The 15,392-nt window shown below is 49.3% G+C and carries 12 protein-coding genes; 9 read left to right on the forward strand and 3 right to left on the reverse strand.

Translation table 11 applies throughout. From position 1 onward, the window contains the following. Positions 1 to 69: 69 nt before the first annotated feature. On the forward strand, positions 70 to 909 hold the full coding sequence (gene accD, locus BOO20_RS11470) for an acetyl-CoA carboxylase, carboxyltransferase subunit beta (protein WP_076792815.1): 840 nt from the start codon (positions 70 to 72) through the stop codon (positions 907 to 909). Here accD and thyX read toward each other — a convergent pair. Next, the gene (gene thyX / locus BOO20_RS11475; protein WP_076792817.1) at positions 906 to 1,556 is read right to left on the reverse strand and encodes an FAD-dependent thymidylate synthase; all 651 of its coding nucleotides are present in this window, start codon (positions 1,554 to 1,556) and stop codon (positions 906 to 908) included. The genes accD and thyX overlap by 4 nt on opposite strands. Positions 1,557 to 1,792: 236 nt before the next feature. Here thyX and BOO20_RS11480 point away from each other — a divergent pair, with 236 nt between their 5' ends. From BOO20_RS11480 to BOO20_RS11490, 3 genes are all read left to right on the forward strand, one after another. Further along, complete coding sequence (locus BOO20_RS11480) at positions 1,793 to 2,470, forward strand: ATP-dependent Clp protease proteolytic subunit (RefSeq protein ID WP_076792819.1); 678 nt, start codon at positions 1,793 to 1,795, stop codon at positions 2,468 to 2,470. Between the two features lie 189 nt (positions 2,471 to 2,659). Next, positions 2,660 to 5,371 (forward strand): valine--tRNA ligase, encoded by a 2,712-nt coding sequence (locus BOO20_RS11485; RefSeq protein ID WP_076792821.1) that lies wholly within the window; start codon positions 2,660 to 2,662, stop codon positions 5,369 to 5,371. 195 nt (positions 5,372 to 5,566) lie between these two features. Further along, a complete protein-coding gene (locus BOO20_RS11490; protein WP_006365336.1) occupies positions 5,567 to 6,466 on the forward strand; it encodes an RNA polymerase sigma factor RpoD/SigA in 900 nt (299 codons plus the stop codon). 227 nt (positions 6,467 to 6,693) lie between these two features. Here BOO20_RS11490 and BOO20_RS11495 read toward each other — a convergent pair whose 3' ends face one another. Both BOO20_RS11495 and BOO20_RS11500 read right to left on the reverse strand, forming a co-directional pair. Then, on the reverse strand, positions 6,694 to 6,897 hold the full coding sequence (locus tag BOO20_RS11495) for a hypothetical protein (RefSeq protein WP_076792822.1): 204 nt from the start codon (positions 6,895 to 6,897) through the stop codon (positions 6,694 to 6,696). Positions 6,898 to 6,924: 27 nt separating this feature from the next. After that, complete coding sequence (locus tag BOO20_RS11500; protein ID WP_076792824.1) at positions 6,925 to 7,665, reverse strand: hypothetical protein; 741 nt, start codon at positions 7,663 to 7,665, stop codon at positions 6,925 to 6,927. A gap of 396 nt (positions 7,666 to 8,061) precedes the next feature. On the opposite strand from BOO20_RS11500, the gene BOO20_RS11505 reads away from it, so the two are divergent. From BOO20_RS11505 to BOO20_RS11530, 5 genes are all read left to right on the forward strand, one after another. Further along, a complete protein-coding gene (locus BOO20_RS11505; RefSeq protein WP_083694674.1) occupies positions 8,062 to 13,377 on the forward strand; it encodes an AAA domain-containing protein in 5,316 nt (1,771 codons plus the stop codon). 383 nt (positions 13,378 to 13,760) lie between these two features. Beyond that, positions 13,761 to 14,282 carry a DinB family protein gene (locus BOO20_RS11515; RefSeq protein ID WP_076792828.1) on the forward strand — a complete coding sequence of 174 codons (522 nt, stop codon included), beginning with the start codon at positions 13,761 to 13,763 and terminating at the stop codon, positions 14,280 to 14,282. Positions 14,283 to 14,461: 179 nt separating this feature from the next. Continuing rightward, positions 14,462 to 14,704, forward strand: a complete 243-nt coding sequence (locus tag BOO20_RS11520) for an AbrB/MazE/SpoVT family DNA-binding domain-containing protein (RefSeq protein WP_076792830.1) — start codon at positions 14,462 to 14,464, stop codon at positions 14,702 to 14,704. 5 nt (positions 14,705 to 14,709) lie between these two features. Continuing rightward, positions 14,710 to 15,060, forward strand: coding sequence for an endoribonuclease MazF (mazF, locus tag BOO20_RS11525; protein WP_076792831.1), 351 nt, complete (start codon positions 14,710 to 14,712; stop codon positions 15,058 to 15,060). A 54-nt stretch (positions 15,061 to 15,114) separates the two neighbouring features. Continuing rightward, positions 15,115 to 15,345: a hypothetical protein gene (locus BOO20_RS11530; protein ID WP_076792863.1), complete on the forward strand. Its 231-nt coding sequence runs from the start codon at positions 15,115 to 15,117 to the stop codon at positions 15,343 to 15,345. The last annotated feature ends 47 nt before the right edge of the window (positions 15,346 to 15,392 follow it).

The following is a 15,392-nucleotide window of genomic DNA, read 5'->3' on the forward strand; positions in this document are numbered from 1 at the left end:
GCCTTTGAGATCTCATGCGGACTTTATATCTTGAGCTTTAATGTATAACCTTTAGTCCAAATTCAGAAAATGGCTTGGTTCCAGCGGGTAAAACCTTCAATACGTACGACCCACAAGCGTGATATGCCGGAAGGCTTATGGTGGAAGTGTGATGAATGCGGAGCGATGCTCCATAAAAAACAGCTTGAAGATCACCTTTTCACCTGTTCGGAGTGCAGCCATCATTTCAGGATCTCTCCATATAAATATTTTTCAATTCTTCTTGACAACGGCAAATTCACTGAATTTGACGATCATCTCCGTTCAGCCGATCCGCTCACCTTTACTGATACCAAAAAATATCCGGACCGTGTTCAGGCTATTATTGAAAAAACCGGAAAAACCGAAGCATGCCGCAATGCCCACGGAGAGTGCGGAGGCAGTCCGCTTGTTATCTCCGCTATGGATTTCGGCTTTATCGGCGGCTCAATGGGCTCTGTTGTCGGTGAAAAAATAGCCCGTGCGGTTGACAAGTCCCTTGAGCTTGATGCTCCGCTTGTGGTTATTGCCCAGTCCGGCGGTGCGCGCATGATGGAAGGCGCTTTCAGTCTCATGCAGATGGCCAAAACTGCCGCCCGGCTGACCCGGCTCAGTGAACGCAAGCTTCCCTTTATCTCCCTGATGACCGATCCTACCATGGGCGGCATCAGTGCATCTTTTGCCATGCTCGGTGACATCAATGTCAGTGAGCCGAAAGCGCTTATCGGATTTGCAGGCCCCAGAGTGATTCGCGATACCATCAAGCGGGATCTTCCTGAAGGGTTCCAGCGTGCCGAATTTCTGCTTGAACACGGCTTTGTCGATCTGATCGTGCATCGCAAGGAGCTGAAAAGCCGGATGGTGTCGCTCCTCGATATGCTTAAGGTTTAGTTCCAGCCAAGCGCCGCTGAGGTAACCGGGAACTGTGCCATGAAAATCTTTTTGATTTCAAGGGCTATGTCCCGGTGTTCCTTCTGCGTACTGCTATCCGTTCTTACCTCCAGATAGTGAATCCAGCTTCGTATCGATCCTTTCATATAGAGCTTTGTCTGCGTTGCCATCGGCAGAAGCACTCTTGCACACTCCTTGGCAATCCCTTTCTCCAGAGCCCTGTCATACTCTTCAAGAGTCAGCCGGGCGACTCTCTTCTGTGCCTCGTCAAACCATGCAACTGTTTCGCAGTCAAGGTCTTCAAGAGAGTTCTGACGGTTTTTGCTGTCCTGACGACGTGGTTGGTAGCGCTCAATCTCCTGGGCCCGGGCATAGCGTTGTGAAAACTCCTGGAACTGAAAGCTTCTGTGTCTAAGGATCTGTGGCGAGATGGCTCTTGACGTCACAATCTCCACCGTCATGTCAACCATCTCAAAGACGCTCCAGTGCTTATGGGCAATACAGTAGGTCAGCAGCTTCTGATAGTCTGTGCTCTCCTGGTGAGGGCTTGATACTCTTGCGCAGTAGGCGATCAGCCCTTCAGGGGTGAGCTGCTGGTTATCAATCTGGATGAGCGGAGCGGTAACCGCAATGAGTCGTACCTGCATGGAGAGTAAAAATTAAGTTATGGGCACCTTATGCCAAGCGTGAATATACGCAAGTGATCCCCTTTTGCGAAAACGGATCCTTTTTTGCTAATTGGAACCGGAGTTCTTGATTTGTTGTTATCACTATGTATTTTAAAATTTTGTATCAGGGATTGAAAAAAGGTGAGCGCTTCGCTGATCTTCAATCTCTTCCGGTTGTTTTGCGAAATTAACCTAAATCAAACGTCAGGGAAACTATGGCAAATATCAATTTCGGTTTTGAGCACCATGCCAGAACCATGTATTCCGGAGCGATAGGACAGGGAATAAACAGTTCGCTTGTTCCCATGGTTATAGAGACTTCAGGACGTGGCGAAAGAGCATTCGATATATTTTCGAGACTGCTGCGTGAGCGGATTATTTTTCTTGGCAACGGTATTGATGAGCATGTTGCAGGACTCATCATGGCCCAGCTTATTTTTCTTGAGTCGGAGGATCCCGAGCGTGATATCTATATCTATATCAACTCTCCTGGCGGCAGTGTCTCTGCCGGTCTGGGCATCTACGACACCATGCAGTATATCCGCCCCGATGTTTCGACGGTCTGTGTCGGCATGGCGGCAAGCATGGGCGCCTTTCTGCTTGCCAGCGGAGCCAAAGACAAGAGAGCCTCGCTTCCTCACTCAAGGATCATGATCCATCAGCCTTCAGGCGGAGCACATGGTCAGGAGACCGATATTATCATCCAGGCGCGTGAGATAGAGAAGATTCGCATACTGCTTGATGAACTGCTTTCCCGCCATACCGGCAAGGATGTCAAGCAGGTACGCGAGGACTCCGAGCGTGATCGCTGGATGAATGCCCAGGAGGCGCTTGATTACGGCATCATTGATTCGGTCTTTGAGAAACGGCCTATGCCGGAAAAGAAAGATTGATTATTAGAGGCCCTGAAGTTTTTTTAGAGTCTGAAGAATTTGATTGAAATGCCATCAGGGCGCCTCTATGAATTTTCGTAAGCGGTTTGAGTACGATCCCGATACGTCGGGATAACGACGTAATCGAATCGCGGAACAGATTTATTGAGGTGCCCAAAACTCTTTCAGTTGTAACCGATTATTTGCATCATGAGCGATCACTCCACCCCTTTCAATCTTGAGAAAACCTATAACCATCACGATGTAGAAGAGCGGTGGAGAAGTTCACACTGGGAGGCGCTCGGCACCTTTCACGCCGAAAGCACGAGCGTGCTTGATGAGGGGAAGACGCCATACACGGTTCTGATGCCCCCGCCCAATGTTACCGGCAGCCTGACGCTCGGTCACGTGCTGAATCACACCCTCCAGGATATCTTTATCCGCTACAGCCGTATGACCGGCAGGGAGGCGCTCTGGCTTCCCGGTACCGATCACGCAGGTATCGCCACGCAGACGGTGGTGGAGAAAAAGCTGAAAAAAGAGGGTGTTACCCGCCACGATCTCGGTCGAAAGGAGTTTCTCGATCATGTCTGGCAGTGGCGGGATGAGTATGGCGGTCTTATTCTCCGCCAGCTTCGCCGGCTTGGTATATCATGTGACTGGCGGCGCAACCTTTTCACGATGGATGAGAGCGCTTCGACGGCGGTTATCAATGCCTTTATTGCGCTCTACCGTGACGGACTGATCTATCGCGGAACCCGGATCATCAACTGGTGCCCTGTATCCCAGACGGCTCTCTCCGACGAGGAGGTGATCATGAAGCCCCGTCGTGACAAGCTGGTCTACCTGCAGTATGCGCTGGTCAGCCATCCCGGACAATACATTACCATTGCGACGGTGAGGCCCGAGACCATTCTTGCCGACGTCGCTATTGCGGTCAACCCTGAAGATCCCCGTTACCGTGATCTGGTAGGGGAGCTGGCGGTTGTGCCGATTGCAGGAAGGCATATCCCCATTATCGCTGATGCTTATGTTGATATCGAGTTCGGTACCGGTGCCCTGAAAATTACCCCGGCACATGATGCCAATGACTACGAGGTGGCCAAGCGTCATAACCTGACGGCAATTTCCGTGGTTGGCAAGGATGGCCGTATGACCGACTCATTCGGTTACGGAGGTATGGACCGGTTTGATGTACGTGAAAAAATTCTCAAGGATCTCGAAGAGAGCGGCAACCTTGTCCGGGTTGAAGAGTATGAGCACAATGTCGGATACTCCGAGCGGGCCGATGTTGTGGTTGAACCCTACCTCTCCGAGCAGTGGTTTGTCAGGATGGCCCCTCTGGCAGAGAAGGCTCTGCAGGTGGTTAACGACGGAGAGATCCGCTTCCATCCTCCGCACTGGATCAACACCTACCGCCACTGGATGGAGAACATCCGCGACTGGTGCATCTCCCGTCAGCTCTGGTGGGGGCACCGCATTCCTGCATGGTATGACTCCGAGGGGAGAGTATGGGTTGCCGCCAGCTACGAGGAGGCCTGCCACCTTGCCGGTACCGACAAGCTTGTGCAGGATGATGATGTGCTCGATACCTGGTTCTCTTCATGGCTTTGGCCGCTGACGACCCTCGGCTGGACCGATCAGCACAGTGACAATGCTGATCTCAGGGCTTTCTATCCGACCAACACGCTGGTGACCGGCCCCGATATCATCTTCTTCTGGGTTGCCAGAATGATCATGGCCGGGCTCTACTTCAAGGGCGAGGTTCCCTTCCGTGACGTTTACCTGACGAGCATCATCCGCGACATGAAGGGGCGCAAGCTCTCCAAGTCGCTCGGCAACTCGCCCGATCCGCTCAAGGTGATCGATACCTACGGCACCGATGCGCTCCGTTTCACCATCATCTATATTGCCCCTCTCGGCCAGGATGTGCTCTTTGGCGAGGAGAAGTGTGAGCTGGGCAGAAATTTCGCTACAAAAATCTGGAACGCCACCCGTCTGGTCTTCATGCATCGGGAGAAGTATTTCGCTGATTCGGATGCGTTTGCCACCGTATACCGGGAGTTTGATCCCCGTTCAGTTAAAAACGACCTGGCAGGAGAGTGGCTGCTTGCAAGTTATCACGGGATGCTCGAGCGCTATCACACCGCCTTCGCACAGTTCCGTCTCAATGATATTGTCCGCAATGTCTATGACTTTTTCTGGAGTGACTACTGCGGCTGGTACCTTGAGGCCATGAAAGTCAGGCTTTCAGGCACTCTGACGGAGAGGGAGGCACAGGAGACGGTATGCCTTGCCGTTTATGTACTTGAGGGAACGCTCAAAGCGCTTCATCCGGTGATGCCCTTCATTACCGATGAGATATGGCACCACATCCTTCCCCGTCCGTCGGAGGAGAGTATTGCATCCTCTTCCATGCCGGTTGCCGATACGGTGCTCGCCGGAATTGATACCGGCAGCTTCACGCTTATCCAGAAGGTGGTTTCCGAGATCAGGAGCCTTCGCTCCCTCTTCGGAGTACCCCACAATGTTGAGGCTGTCGTTCAGCTCAGGCCGGGCAGCGATGCCGACAGGGAGGTTTTCGAGGCTGAAACAGCGCTGATTGCATCACTTGCCCAGTGCCGTCCCGGGATCATTCAGCATGCAGAACGGCCTCGACATGCAGCGGGTTCGGTTGTTGATGGTAATGAACTATTTGTGCTGCTTGAAGGGTTGATATCGTTTGACAAGGAGCGGGCGCGGCTGCAGAAAGAGATCGCAAATGTTTCGAACTATGTTGGCGCGCTTGTCAAAAAGCTCTCGAATTCCGGTTTTGCCGATCATGCCCCGAAAGAGGTTGTTGAGCTGGAGCGGCAGAAGCTGAAGGATGCAGAGGATAATCTGGAGAAGCTGAAGAGTAATCTTGAAGTTCTCAGTGATTAATTTGTGTCTGCTCACGACAATAAATAGAGCTTCCAGAGAGGGCCTCTGTTGAGCGATGGAGAGAGGAGAGAAGAAAAACGAGGTTTGTTTAGAATAATCAATCGTAAATGATATCTTGCAGTTTTGCCGGTTTTGTATTAAAGGTAATCGGCCGTTCAGGTTTAAATCGTTGAAGTTCGCAAGGAGAGGAGATACATGAGGCAGCTTAAAATAAGCAAACAGATTACGAATCGCGAGAGCCTTTCTCTCGATCGTTACCTGCAGGAGATAGGAAAATACGATTTATTGACCGCTGAAGACGAGGTGAAGCTGACAAAGGCAATCAAGGATGGCTTTGATATGCCGGTTGATACGACGGAGTATAAGAGGGCAAAACGGGCACTCGACAAACTCATCAAGGGAAACCTGAGATTTGTTGTTTCGGTGGCCAAGCAGTATCAGAACCAGGGGCTCACCCTTGGAGATCTCATCAACGAGGGCAATCTCGGTCTTATCAAGGCGGCAAAGCGCTTTGATGAAACCCGCGGTTTCAAGTTTATCTCCTACGCAGTATGGTGGATTCGCCAGTCAATTCTGCAGGCGCTGGCCGAACAGTCAAGAATTGTCCGCCTTCCGCTCAACAGGGTCGGAACCCTGAACAAGATCAGCAAGGCTTACAGCCAGCTCGAACAGGAGTTTGAGCGCGACCCCAACACCCGCGAGCTTGCCACCCTTCTCGATATGGATTCGCAGGATGTGGCCGATACCCTTAAAATTGCCGGACGGCATGTTTCGGTTGACGCCCCGTTCGCACAGGGTGATGACAACCGTCTGCTTGACGTTCTCCAGAATGACGGCCATCTGCCCGACTACGGTCTGAATCGCGACTCGCTCACCCTTGAGGTCGAGCGCTCGCTCTCGGTGCTTGCACCCCGCGAAGCTGATGTCATTCGCTCCTACTTCGGAATCGGCATGGATAACCCGCTCACCCTTGAAGAGATCGGCGAAAAGTTCAAGCTCACCCGCGAGCGAGTCCGCCAGATCAAGGAGAAAGCGATCCGCAGACTCCGCCAGTCGGCATACAGCAAGGTACTGAAAGAGTATATAGGAAGCTGAATCGCGAGTATTAATCTACTGCGCGGTTCGATTGGCTTCGTTGGGCGGTGCTCGAAATCCTCATGTACCGTGTGTACATTCCGGTTTCTCCGCTCCGTCCGCCTCGCCCTCAAGCCGCTCATGACGATTAATAGCGGTTTTAAATAAAAACTCAACATCAAAAGGCATCGGAATCAACCCCGGTGCCTTTTTTTGTTTCCAGACAGTATGGCTGAATACACATCTTTTTATCCCTGTCCTTTTTTTTCCTCTTTCATAGCCTGCGCACTCAACTCTTCTATGCTTTTATCTATCCAGAGCGTGCGTCGCCATTTGGTATAGTCAAACGGCTCTCTCATGACGAGGGCGATAAATCTTTCCGCATCAACTTCCCCGAGGGAACGGATCAGGGAGTCAACACCCTTTATTTTCAGTTCTGTATCAGTAATCACGGTTTCTCTCCTCCTCTGTATGTCCCATTAATATTCCATTGTGGAAGAAATTGAATTTATTTCGACGGTGGAGCCCGGAATGATGACGAATTCGCTGAGGCCGATGTGGCGGCGGCTGGTTCCCCAGTCGTAGGTGTAGCCGAGGCGTGTCCAGGGATATCCGTTTGCTCCGTATGACTGCTGCTGCAGGTCGGTGTACCACTTGATATAGTCGGCGCTCACCGTTACAAAGCGGTTTGCTGTCCGGAATGCTGTTTCGGCTTCGTTGTCGCTGATCTCCGGGTCGGCGCTCGGCCTGAAGAGGTCGCCTGGCTTGACCCACATCTCTACAAACTTTGTCTTTCCGGCTTTCGGCGGCAGCCCCAGAAGCTGTTCCAGTCGCAGTGTTCTCTCCCTCTTCAGGGTTTTGCAGAAGTTTTTGATCTCCGGCGCGGTTGTTACCCACACCTCTCTTGAAAGGGGAACCGGCTGGCCGATCTTGTCGTCATAACCGTTATAGCTTGTCCAGGTGACAACGAGTATGCGTGCGTTCTCGGCATCGCCCTTGTTCTTCCAGATCAGCTTCGGGTTTGAGGGAACAATTGCCACAAGGTTTTTCGAAATCTCGGATGGCTCAGCCGTTGCCGCATCAACCACGGCACTCTGATACCTCTTCTGCAAATCCGCCTGCGAGATCGAAGGCCTCGCAGCAGCATTGACAGAAATGAGAATCGATACCAGAAGAAAAAGCGAGAATCGCCTTGCCCGAAAAAAGCCTTTTGTCATCATAATCCCACCCTGATTTGCCCGCATGAGGAGTTAAAAACAAAACTCCCGAAATCTACAAAACTCCTCCCAGCCTTCAAATCGTCAGCTTGTTAATACGCCTGAAATGCAGTCCATAAAACCATAGCTGAACTGAAATTGTGAAGTTTTGTTAGGGAGCAATGCATTCTTTTTTGCTGAGATTTTCGGTACTATTACAAAAGATGCGATGGTATATAATGTTATGCACATTTAAATCGGTAACTGCTCGTTTCAACAGATGAATCCCTGTTGACGACTCGTCACCAAAAGTTCTAAACTCATCCTGATACGGGGTTGAATACAACGAAATGCAAGGTTTAATCGCTCTTATTTTAATCGATTAACAGTATTTTATTTAATTCGTAGTCGGTGTCTACTATGAGTTGCAATTCAAAAATCCACAGGGAAACAGAGTCAAAGGTGATTATGCCTGATATCCAAACTGCCGATGCACCACTGCGTCTTGCGCAGTACCTCAAGGAATTTGTTGGTTTACGCACTTCAACCGTGCGCGATGTTACCAAGTACGATACTGTGATGTGGTTTGGTGACATGCCGCAGGATAATGATTGCTTCAGCCCTGCTTGGGTGGATGGCTGCGAACTTGATGATCCTTGGTTAAAAGTGAAAAAGCAGCAATTCGATGCTATGCCGGAGGTGCCGGAAAATATTCAGCCTTGGATTGATGAAAAAGCACTGAATCAAGCCAGTGAGCAGATTCCTTTACTTAAAACCAGTATCCTAGTTCCCGATGGAGAGGCGGAAATTGCAGAGGGTGAATCGGTACCGTTGATCGAGACTGTGTTAAGTGAATTTCCCGAGGTGCAGACGACCTATGACCGCTATCGACCGCGTTGGCAAGCATGGTCAGATGAATTCCGGCGTCGCCAGAAAATTCAGGACTTGTACGCTCGACTGTTCGCTTTGCACACCCAGTTACGCAAACAAGGGGAATTACTAGAATTGGTGCTGGGTCTGGGCTTACTCGACTGGCAAGCGCCGGTTGGTGGTCATATCAGGCGTCATTTAGTTATTGCGCGTGCAGAACTGGTATTTGAGCCAAGTAAAGGGGTAATCCGGCTGGAGCCGCCGGGTGATGGAGCGCGCCTTCGCATTGAAGATGACATGCTGGAGGCTGAACTGCGACCGTTTCGGAGCCAATATCAGGAAGTGCAAATACAACTTGAGAACATTGGTGATGATATCTGGGATAAAGCACTGATGCAGACAGCTCTGAAACACTGGGCTGGTGCTTTGAATGCGGATTCGCTTTGGTCACCGGATTTGCGCAAGCATGTCTCTGAAGCGAAAAAACCAGTGGTAAGTTTTGCTCCGGCTCTAATTCTACGCAAGCGCACCCAGTCAGGCATGGTGCGTATTTATGATGCTATCATTGATCAGCTTAGCAATGAATCTGCCGAGGTGCCGCAAGGCTGGGGGGGGCTGATCGATGATCTTGACGATCAGCTTAGTGACGGTCGAACCGATAATGGTGAGGCTCAGCAAGTAATCTGCGACGAACATGGTCAGCAGGAAATCTACTTTCCGCTTCCAGCCAACAAGGAACAGCGCCGCATTGTCGAGGCGATTGATCGCCAGCGCGGCGTGTTAGTGCAGGGCCCACCTGGCACTGGCAAAAGTCATACCATTGCTAACTTGATTTGCCATCTGCTTGCTACTGACAAGCGGGTATTGATCACGGCGGAAACCGGACGAGCCTTACAAGTGCTCAAAGAAAAACTGCCGAAAGAGATTCAGCCATTATGTGTTAGTTTGCTTGGACAAGGTGGCGATGCATTTGCTGAACTAAATATGGCAGTGCAGGGGATTACCACTCGGCAGGCATCTTATACACCGGGGGCTTACGAACCGCGTATTGCTGAGATTGACGCTGAACTGGATCTTAACCGTCGAAAGCTCGCTGAAATCGATAACGAAATTCGTTCTTTGCGCGAAGAAGAAACCTGTCCGCATCAGATTGCAGATGGGGCTTATACCGGCACAGCATCATCGATTGCAGCGAAAGTGGCGGATAAACGGATAGCTTATGAATGGTTGAAGCTACCTTATGATGCCCCTTCTCAGCCCCCGACCAGCAGTGAGGAGATGTTGGAATTGTTGGCTATTTACAGCCGTTATTCAGATGGACAAATTGCCGAAGCCCAATTAAAACTTCCTGCAAGTGCTGAACTGCTTGAACCACAAGTTTTTGCTAAGGCGGTGGCTAAAGAAACTTCTGCCAGAGAGGGTTTACTGCAATTGGAAGTCTTCCGCCAACATCGAGCATACGGGGTTCTTTATGCATTGGCAACTGAGCAACGCATCACACTTGGTCAAAATCTGCGAAAGCTTGAAGAGCAACGTCTCGCCATTGTTCGCATTACCCGAGACTGGTCATTGGACGCCTTACGCGATTTGATTGCGGGCAAACATGCTCGATGGGACACAGTCTTAATTAGCAGTCAGGAGCTTATAACCGAGGCAGAGGGCTTGAGCGCTAGGCTTGGAAATAGTGCTGTCAGCCTGCCTAAAAATCAGGATCGTAGAAAAGTACGCACCGATGCTCAAGCAGCCATTACGTTTTTGAACGAAGGGGGTACTTGGAAGCGTATGGGTATGTTCACCCCTACGGAATTGAAAGGCAAAACTTACCTCAAGGATGAGGTATTGGTAGACGGTGTGGGAGCGACAACGCCAGAACAGTTACAGTCTGTATGTGATGAGTTGTCGTTAAGTCTTGTGTTAGAAGAACTTGTATCGATATGGTCGGCTGTTGGAGCAACCATTTCGGGAGGAAATCGGCGCTTGATGTTAGCTGACTTGCAGGAACAACGAGCAGATCTTGCTCGCTTTGTGGCTTATGCTGACGCTTGTCTTGTAGTCAGCCAAACCTTGTCAACTTTTTCGCCTGCGGTCCCTGAACCTGATTGGTTGAGTGGAGAAATTGCGCAATGGATTGAGCTGCTTGAAGTCGCTGAAAAAGAAGATAACTATCACGTCGCAAGTGATATAGTGAATCGATGTGTTACTGCGGTGGATCGTGTCGTCGGGTTACATGATGCGCACTCGCTGTTAGCGAAGATAGTTTCAGCATTGGATCAGAGAAATATTAATGAGTATAGCCGATGTTATGCCGATCTGATCATAATTGAAGAAATACGTGCAGTGCAGTTACGTCGGGCCGATGTTGAAACCCGACTTAAAGCCAACGTTCCGCAATTGCTTTTAGAGATGTCTGGACGCCTCAAAGAAGCTTACTGGTATGAGCGTTTTTTCGCTTGGGAAGAAGCTTGGCATTGGGCAGTAGCAGATAACTGGTTGGAAAAGCGTACTGACTTTTCATATCAGCAAAATTTGTGGAAGCGACGTCATGAAATAGATGCAATGATTTGTCGTTTGGTTGCAGAAACAGCATCGCTTCGTGCTTGGACGTATTTTTTTAAACGCCTTTCGGCACGGGAATCTGCTGCACTGAAGAGTTGGCGTGAAGCGGTTAAAGCAATGGGCAAGGGAACTGGCAAGTCGGCCAAGCTGGCGCGGTTACGCCAAGAGGCTCGCCAGTATATGGATGCCTGTCGCGATGCTATTCCTATTTGGGTCATGCCCCGTTATTTGGTGGCAGAAATGATTGATCCAGCGCCGGGGCGATATGATCTTGTTATTGTTGATGAGGCCAGTCAGCTCGGTATTGACAGCCTTTTTCTTTTTTATATCGCCAATAAAATTGTAGTGGTCGGTGACGATCAGCAGATAAGCCCCTACGGTATAGGTATTTCCGATGAAGCGGTCGCAGGATTACAGGAACATTACCTCGAAGGCATTCCACACCGACACGCATTGTCTCCACAAAGCAGCTTGTATGGCAATGCCAAAATTCGCTTCAGCCAGAATGTTGTGTTGCGTGAGCATTTCCGTTGCATGCCGGAGATTATCCAGTTTTCTAATGACCTTTGTTATGCCAGCAACGGTACCCCTCTTGATCCACTTAGATCTTATCAGGCAAACCGTTTGCAGCCATTGGTGCTCAGGCATGTTCTCGATGGCTATCGAACAGGGAGTAGTCAGTACGCCCAGAATATTCCCGAAGCGGATGCGATTGTTGCTCAGATTGCAGGTTGTATTGCTGATCATCGTTACAAGGGAAAAACAATGGGCGTCATAAGTTTGCAGGGAGAAGCGCAAGCAAAACTGATAGAAAAAAAGCTACTGGAACAGCTGGATCCTGAAATTATAGAGGATCGGCAGTTGATCTGTGGCGACGCCTATGCGTTTCAGGGCGACGAAAGACATATTATTTTTCTGAGCATGGTGGCAGCTCCAGGAGAAACACGCATCGGTGCCCTGACGGGAGATTCAGCCCGTCAACGCTTTAATGTAGCTGTCAGCCGTGCACAGGATCAGTTGTGGCTATTCCATACGGCAACGTTAGATGTACTCAGTGATCTTTGTATGCGTTATCGCTTACTGAAATACATGCTGGAGCCAAAGAGGGAATCTTCCGTTGAAGACGAACAAATATTTGATTCTGAATTTGAGAGAGCCGTATATCAGCGTATCAGTGATCGTGGATTCTTTGTCAGATCTCAGGTTTGTATTGGTGATCCGGTAAACCATCGTTACAGGATTGATATGGTGGTTGAAGGAATGCAGGGTAGGCTTGCAGTTGAATGTGATGGTGATCATTGGCATGGCCCCGATCGCTATGAACACGATATGGCGCGACAGCGTGACCTTGAGCGGGCAGGTTGGCAGTTTGTTCGTATTCGTGGTGGTGATTTTTATAGGGAAGCGGAATCTGCTATGCTGCCAGTTTGGAATGAGCTTGATAGGTTAGGTATCTATCCCGGCGGAGTGGATTCTTCTGCTTCAGCACCGCCAGCGCCAGTTGAATTCAGTGCAGCAGAGAAGGGCATGGCTTTGATAAATGTAGTGGATAACGAACCGAGAGTATTAAGTGATAGCGCAGGCAAGGCTATCGCATTGGATGAGCCACTCAAAGCGATAGAATTTCATGAAGAGTGTGATGAGTTTGGTATCGAAATTCTATCTGCAGATCATCTTGATATAGCTGTTAATAAGGAGGATGAAGAAGAAATCATTCTTTTTCCTGATGATGCGAGGACACAACCGGATCAGCTTCATTATGGAAGGATGCTGTCAAATGAGAAGGTTGGTCAGTTAATCTATGTTGAGTTCCAAGGGATAATAAGCGTAGATCCTCGTAGCGTGCAGGTCAGTATAGCAAGGATAGCGGAAGAACTGCTACGAATTATCGAAATTGAAGCCCCCATATTCGCAAAACGAGCCTATGACATTTATTTACGTAGTTGTGGAATACATCGCATGGGAGGAGAGCTCCGTAAAACAATGAACAAAACGTTACAATATCTTATCAATGATGGATGTGTTATAAAGGAAGATGAGCTTGGAAAGGGAGACTTGATGTACACTATTGTCCGCCCAAAGGGCACCGTGGCAGTTGTGGTTCGCAGCAGAGGCCCTAGAGATTTTTCTGAGATTCCTCCCAGTGAGCTTCTAACTGTGGCAAAAAAATTGATATCAATTGATGGATTGAAGCAAGGTTCTGATGAGCATCTACGCGCGATTTTGGAGTATTTCGATCTTCGTAGACTGACAACTCAGGTTGGCACTGCACTGTTGGATATTTTGGATAAAGAATATCCGTATGTGTAAGGTATCCCCATCTATCACTAGAATTATAGTGCTATGAACCGATGGAACATCCCTGAATGGTTGGAACAAGAGGTCATTGCGCGTGACCGCTATTGTGTCTATTGCGGATTAAAGTTCTCGGAGGAAAGCGTGATTCGTCGAGAAAGACCGTCATGGGAGCATATCATAAAAGATGAACGCATCATCACACGAGAGAACATAGCCTTATGCATCATTGGATGTAATGCAAGCAAAGGAGCCAAAAGTCTTGTTACATGGCTTGAGTCAAGGTATTGCATGGATCGTGGTATTAACCGAGAGTCAGTAGCATCGGTTGTTCAGTCTGCCCTTTCCTCGAATAGCTGATGTACCTAATATTGTTTTAAATATCATGGGAGTTCATCATGGACGCAATAGCAATCATATCCGAGCTTACGCAGCACATGGAGTGGGCGGACAGTGTTGTGTTTTCGGCGATTCTGGGGAGAGTAGATGCGGAGCAGGATGAGGTGTTGTTGAAGAGACTCCGGCATATTCATCTGGTTCAGAAGGCCTTTTTTGATGTGTGGCAGAATCAGCCCGTCAACCCGCATTCAACCGATGCGATGAACGCTTCTGAATTGTCAGCTTTTGCCAAGTCACTGCACAGGGAGATTCAGGAGTTCCAAAACACACTTTCGCAGGATGATCTTGACCGGATCACTCTTCTCCCCTGGGCAGGCATGATAAGCCGCTCGCTTGGGTTCGAGGTTGCCAACCCGACGCTCGGTCAAACCCTCATGCAGGTAACCGCCCACAGCTCCTACCATCGCGGTCAGGTTAACTCCCGCCTTCGTGAACTCGGTATTGATCCGCCCATGACCGACTTCATCGCCTGGGTCTGGGCCCGCAAACCCGCCCCCTCCTGGCCCTTTACTCGCGCCTGACAGAGCTTTCCGCCAAAACCAAAAGACTGGGTGCAGGTGACGAAGTGCACTAAAGAACCCCTTTCCGCCCTATACATAGAGGCATAATTTAGCTTATCTGTTCTCAATCATACAAAAAGTGTTTGATTGGTATAATAAAATCCGTATATCCATTGTATATCCTAAACTGGAATGGCCTTATGATTACAAAAGTTCAGAAATGGGGCAACAGTCTTGCTCTGCGAATTCCCAAGGCCCTTGCCCTTGGCACTCAACTTGAAAATGATTCCTTTGTGGAGTTAACTGTTGTTGACGGACAACTTATCGTTAAGCCGGTTGTTACTCCGGGTTGGTCGCTTGAGGCTCTTTTAGCTGGCATCAACGACGGTAATCTTCATCATGAAGTGGATACTGGTGAGGCTATTGGAAATGAAGTCTGGTGAGACCTATGGTATATATACCTGAAAGTGGCGACATCGTCTGGATTACCTTTAATCCACAAGCGGGGCATGAGCAGGCTGGACGGAGACCGGCACTGGTTTTATCACCATCAGTCTACAACAGGAAAGTCGGCTTAGCGCTGCTATGCCCCATCACCAGCCAGATCAAGGGCTACCCTTTTGAAGTCAAAATACCTGATGGTTTGGATGTTAGTGGTGCAATTCTGTCTGACCAGGTAAAAAATCTTGATTGGAAGGCGCGAAATGTATCGTTCGGTTGTAAAGTACCATCAGCCACATTCAACGAAGTTTTGCAAAAACTGAACACGTTACTGCCTTCGCAAGGTCAAGTAAGTTGATCCTGTTTACTAACATCAGTACTGATCTCTGTGCGCCCTAAAAAGCTGATTCAGATGGCCATTATTCATCAATTCCCTCAGTATTCGCCGAAAGCGGCTAAATTATGGGCAGAGATTCCTGAACAATTCCAGGAAAAAATACTCGATAACGTCTATTGCTCGTACTGCCAACATTCTGTCAGGATTGTTAATTATTCCGGTTCAATTGTGAGCGGTGACTTGGTGCTCAAGGGAAGCTGTGCAGAGTGCGGGAAGAATGTGGCTCGCCTTCTTGAAGGTTCATGAAAGAGCACTTGCCCTATGTTGAATTTGATCCAATTGTGCTTATTGCA

Source organism: Chlorobium sp. KB01 (assembly GCF_001975465.1).
Taxonomy (GTDB): domain Bacteria; phylum Bacteroidota; class Chlorobiia; order Chlorobiales; family Chlorobiaceae; genus Chlorobium.

Bases quoted from the DNA above. Each gene is read 5' to 3' on its own strand.
- accD (WP_076792815.1), top strand. From the start codon at position 70: ATGGCTTGGTTCCAGCGGGTAAAACCTTCAATACGTACGACCCACAAG.
- thyX (WP_076792817.1), bottom strand. From the start codon at position 1,556: ATGCAGGTACGACTCATTGCGGTTACCGCTCCGCTCATCCAGATTGAT.
- BOO20_RS11480 (WP_076792819.1), top strand. From the start codon at position 1,793: ATGGCAAATATCAATTTCGGTTTTGAGCACCATGCCAGAACCATGTAT.
- BOO20_RS11485 (WP_076792821.1), top strand. From the start codon at position 2,660: ATGAGCGATCACTCCACCCCTTTCAATCTTGAGAAAACCTATAACCAT.
- BOO20_RS11490 (WP_006365336.1), top strand. From the start codon at position 5,567: ATGAGGCAGCTTAAAATAAGCAAACAGATTACGAATCGCGAGAGCCTT.
- BOO20_RS11500 (WP_076792824.1), bottom strand. From the start codon at position 7,665: ATGATGACAAAAGGCTTTTTTCGGGCAAGGCGATTCTCGCTTTTTCTT.
- BOO20_RS11505 (WP_083694674.1), top strand. From the start codon at position 8,062: ATGAGTTGCAATTCAAAAATCCACAGGGAAACAGAGTCAAAGGTGATT.
- BOO20_RS11515 (WP_076792828.1), top strand. From the start codon at position 13,761: ATGGACGCAATAGCAATCATATCCGAGCTTACGCAGCACATGGAGTGG.
- BOO20_RS11520 (WP_076792830.1), top strand. From the start codon at position 14,462: ATGATTACAAAAGTTCAGAAATGGGGCAACAGTCTTGCTCTGCGAATT.
- mazF (WP_076792831.1), top strand. From the start codon at position 14,710: ATGGTATATATACCTGAAAGTGGCGACATCGTCTGGATTACCTTTAAT.
- BOO20_RS11530 (WP_076792863.1), top strand. From the start codon at position 15,115: ATGGCCATTATTCATCAATTCCCTCAGTATTCGCCGAAAGCGGCTAAA.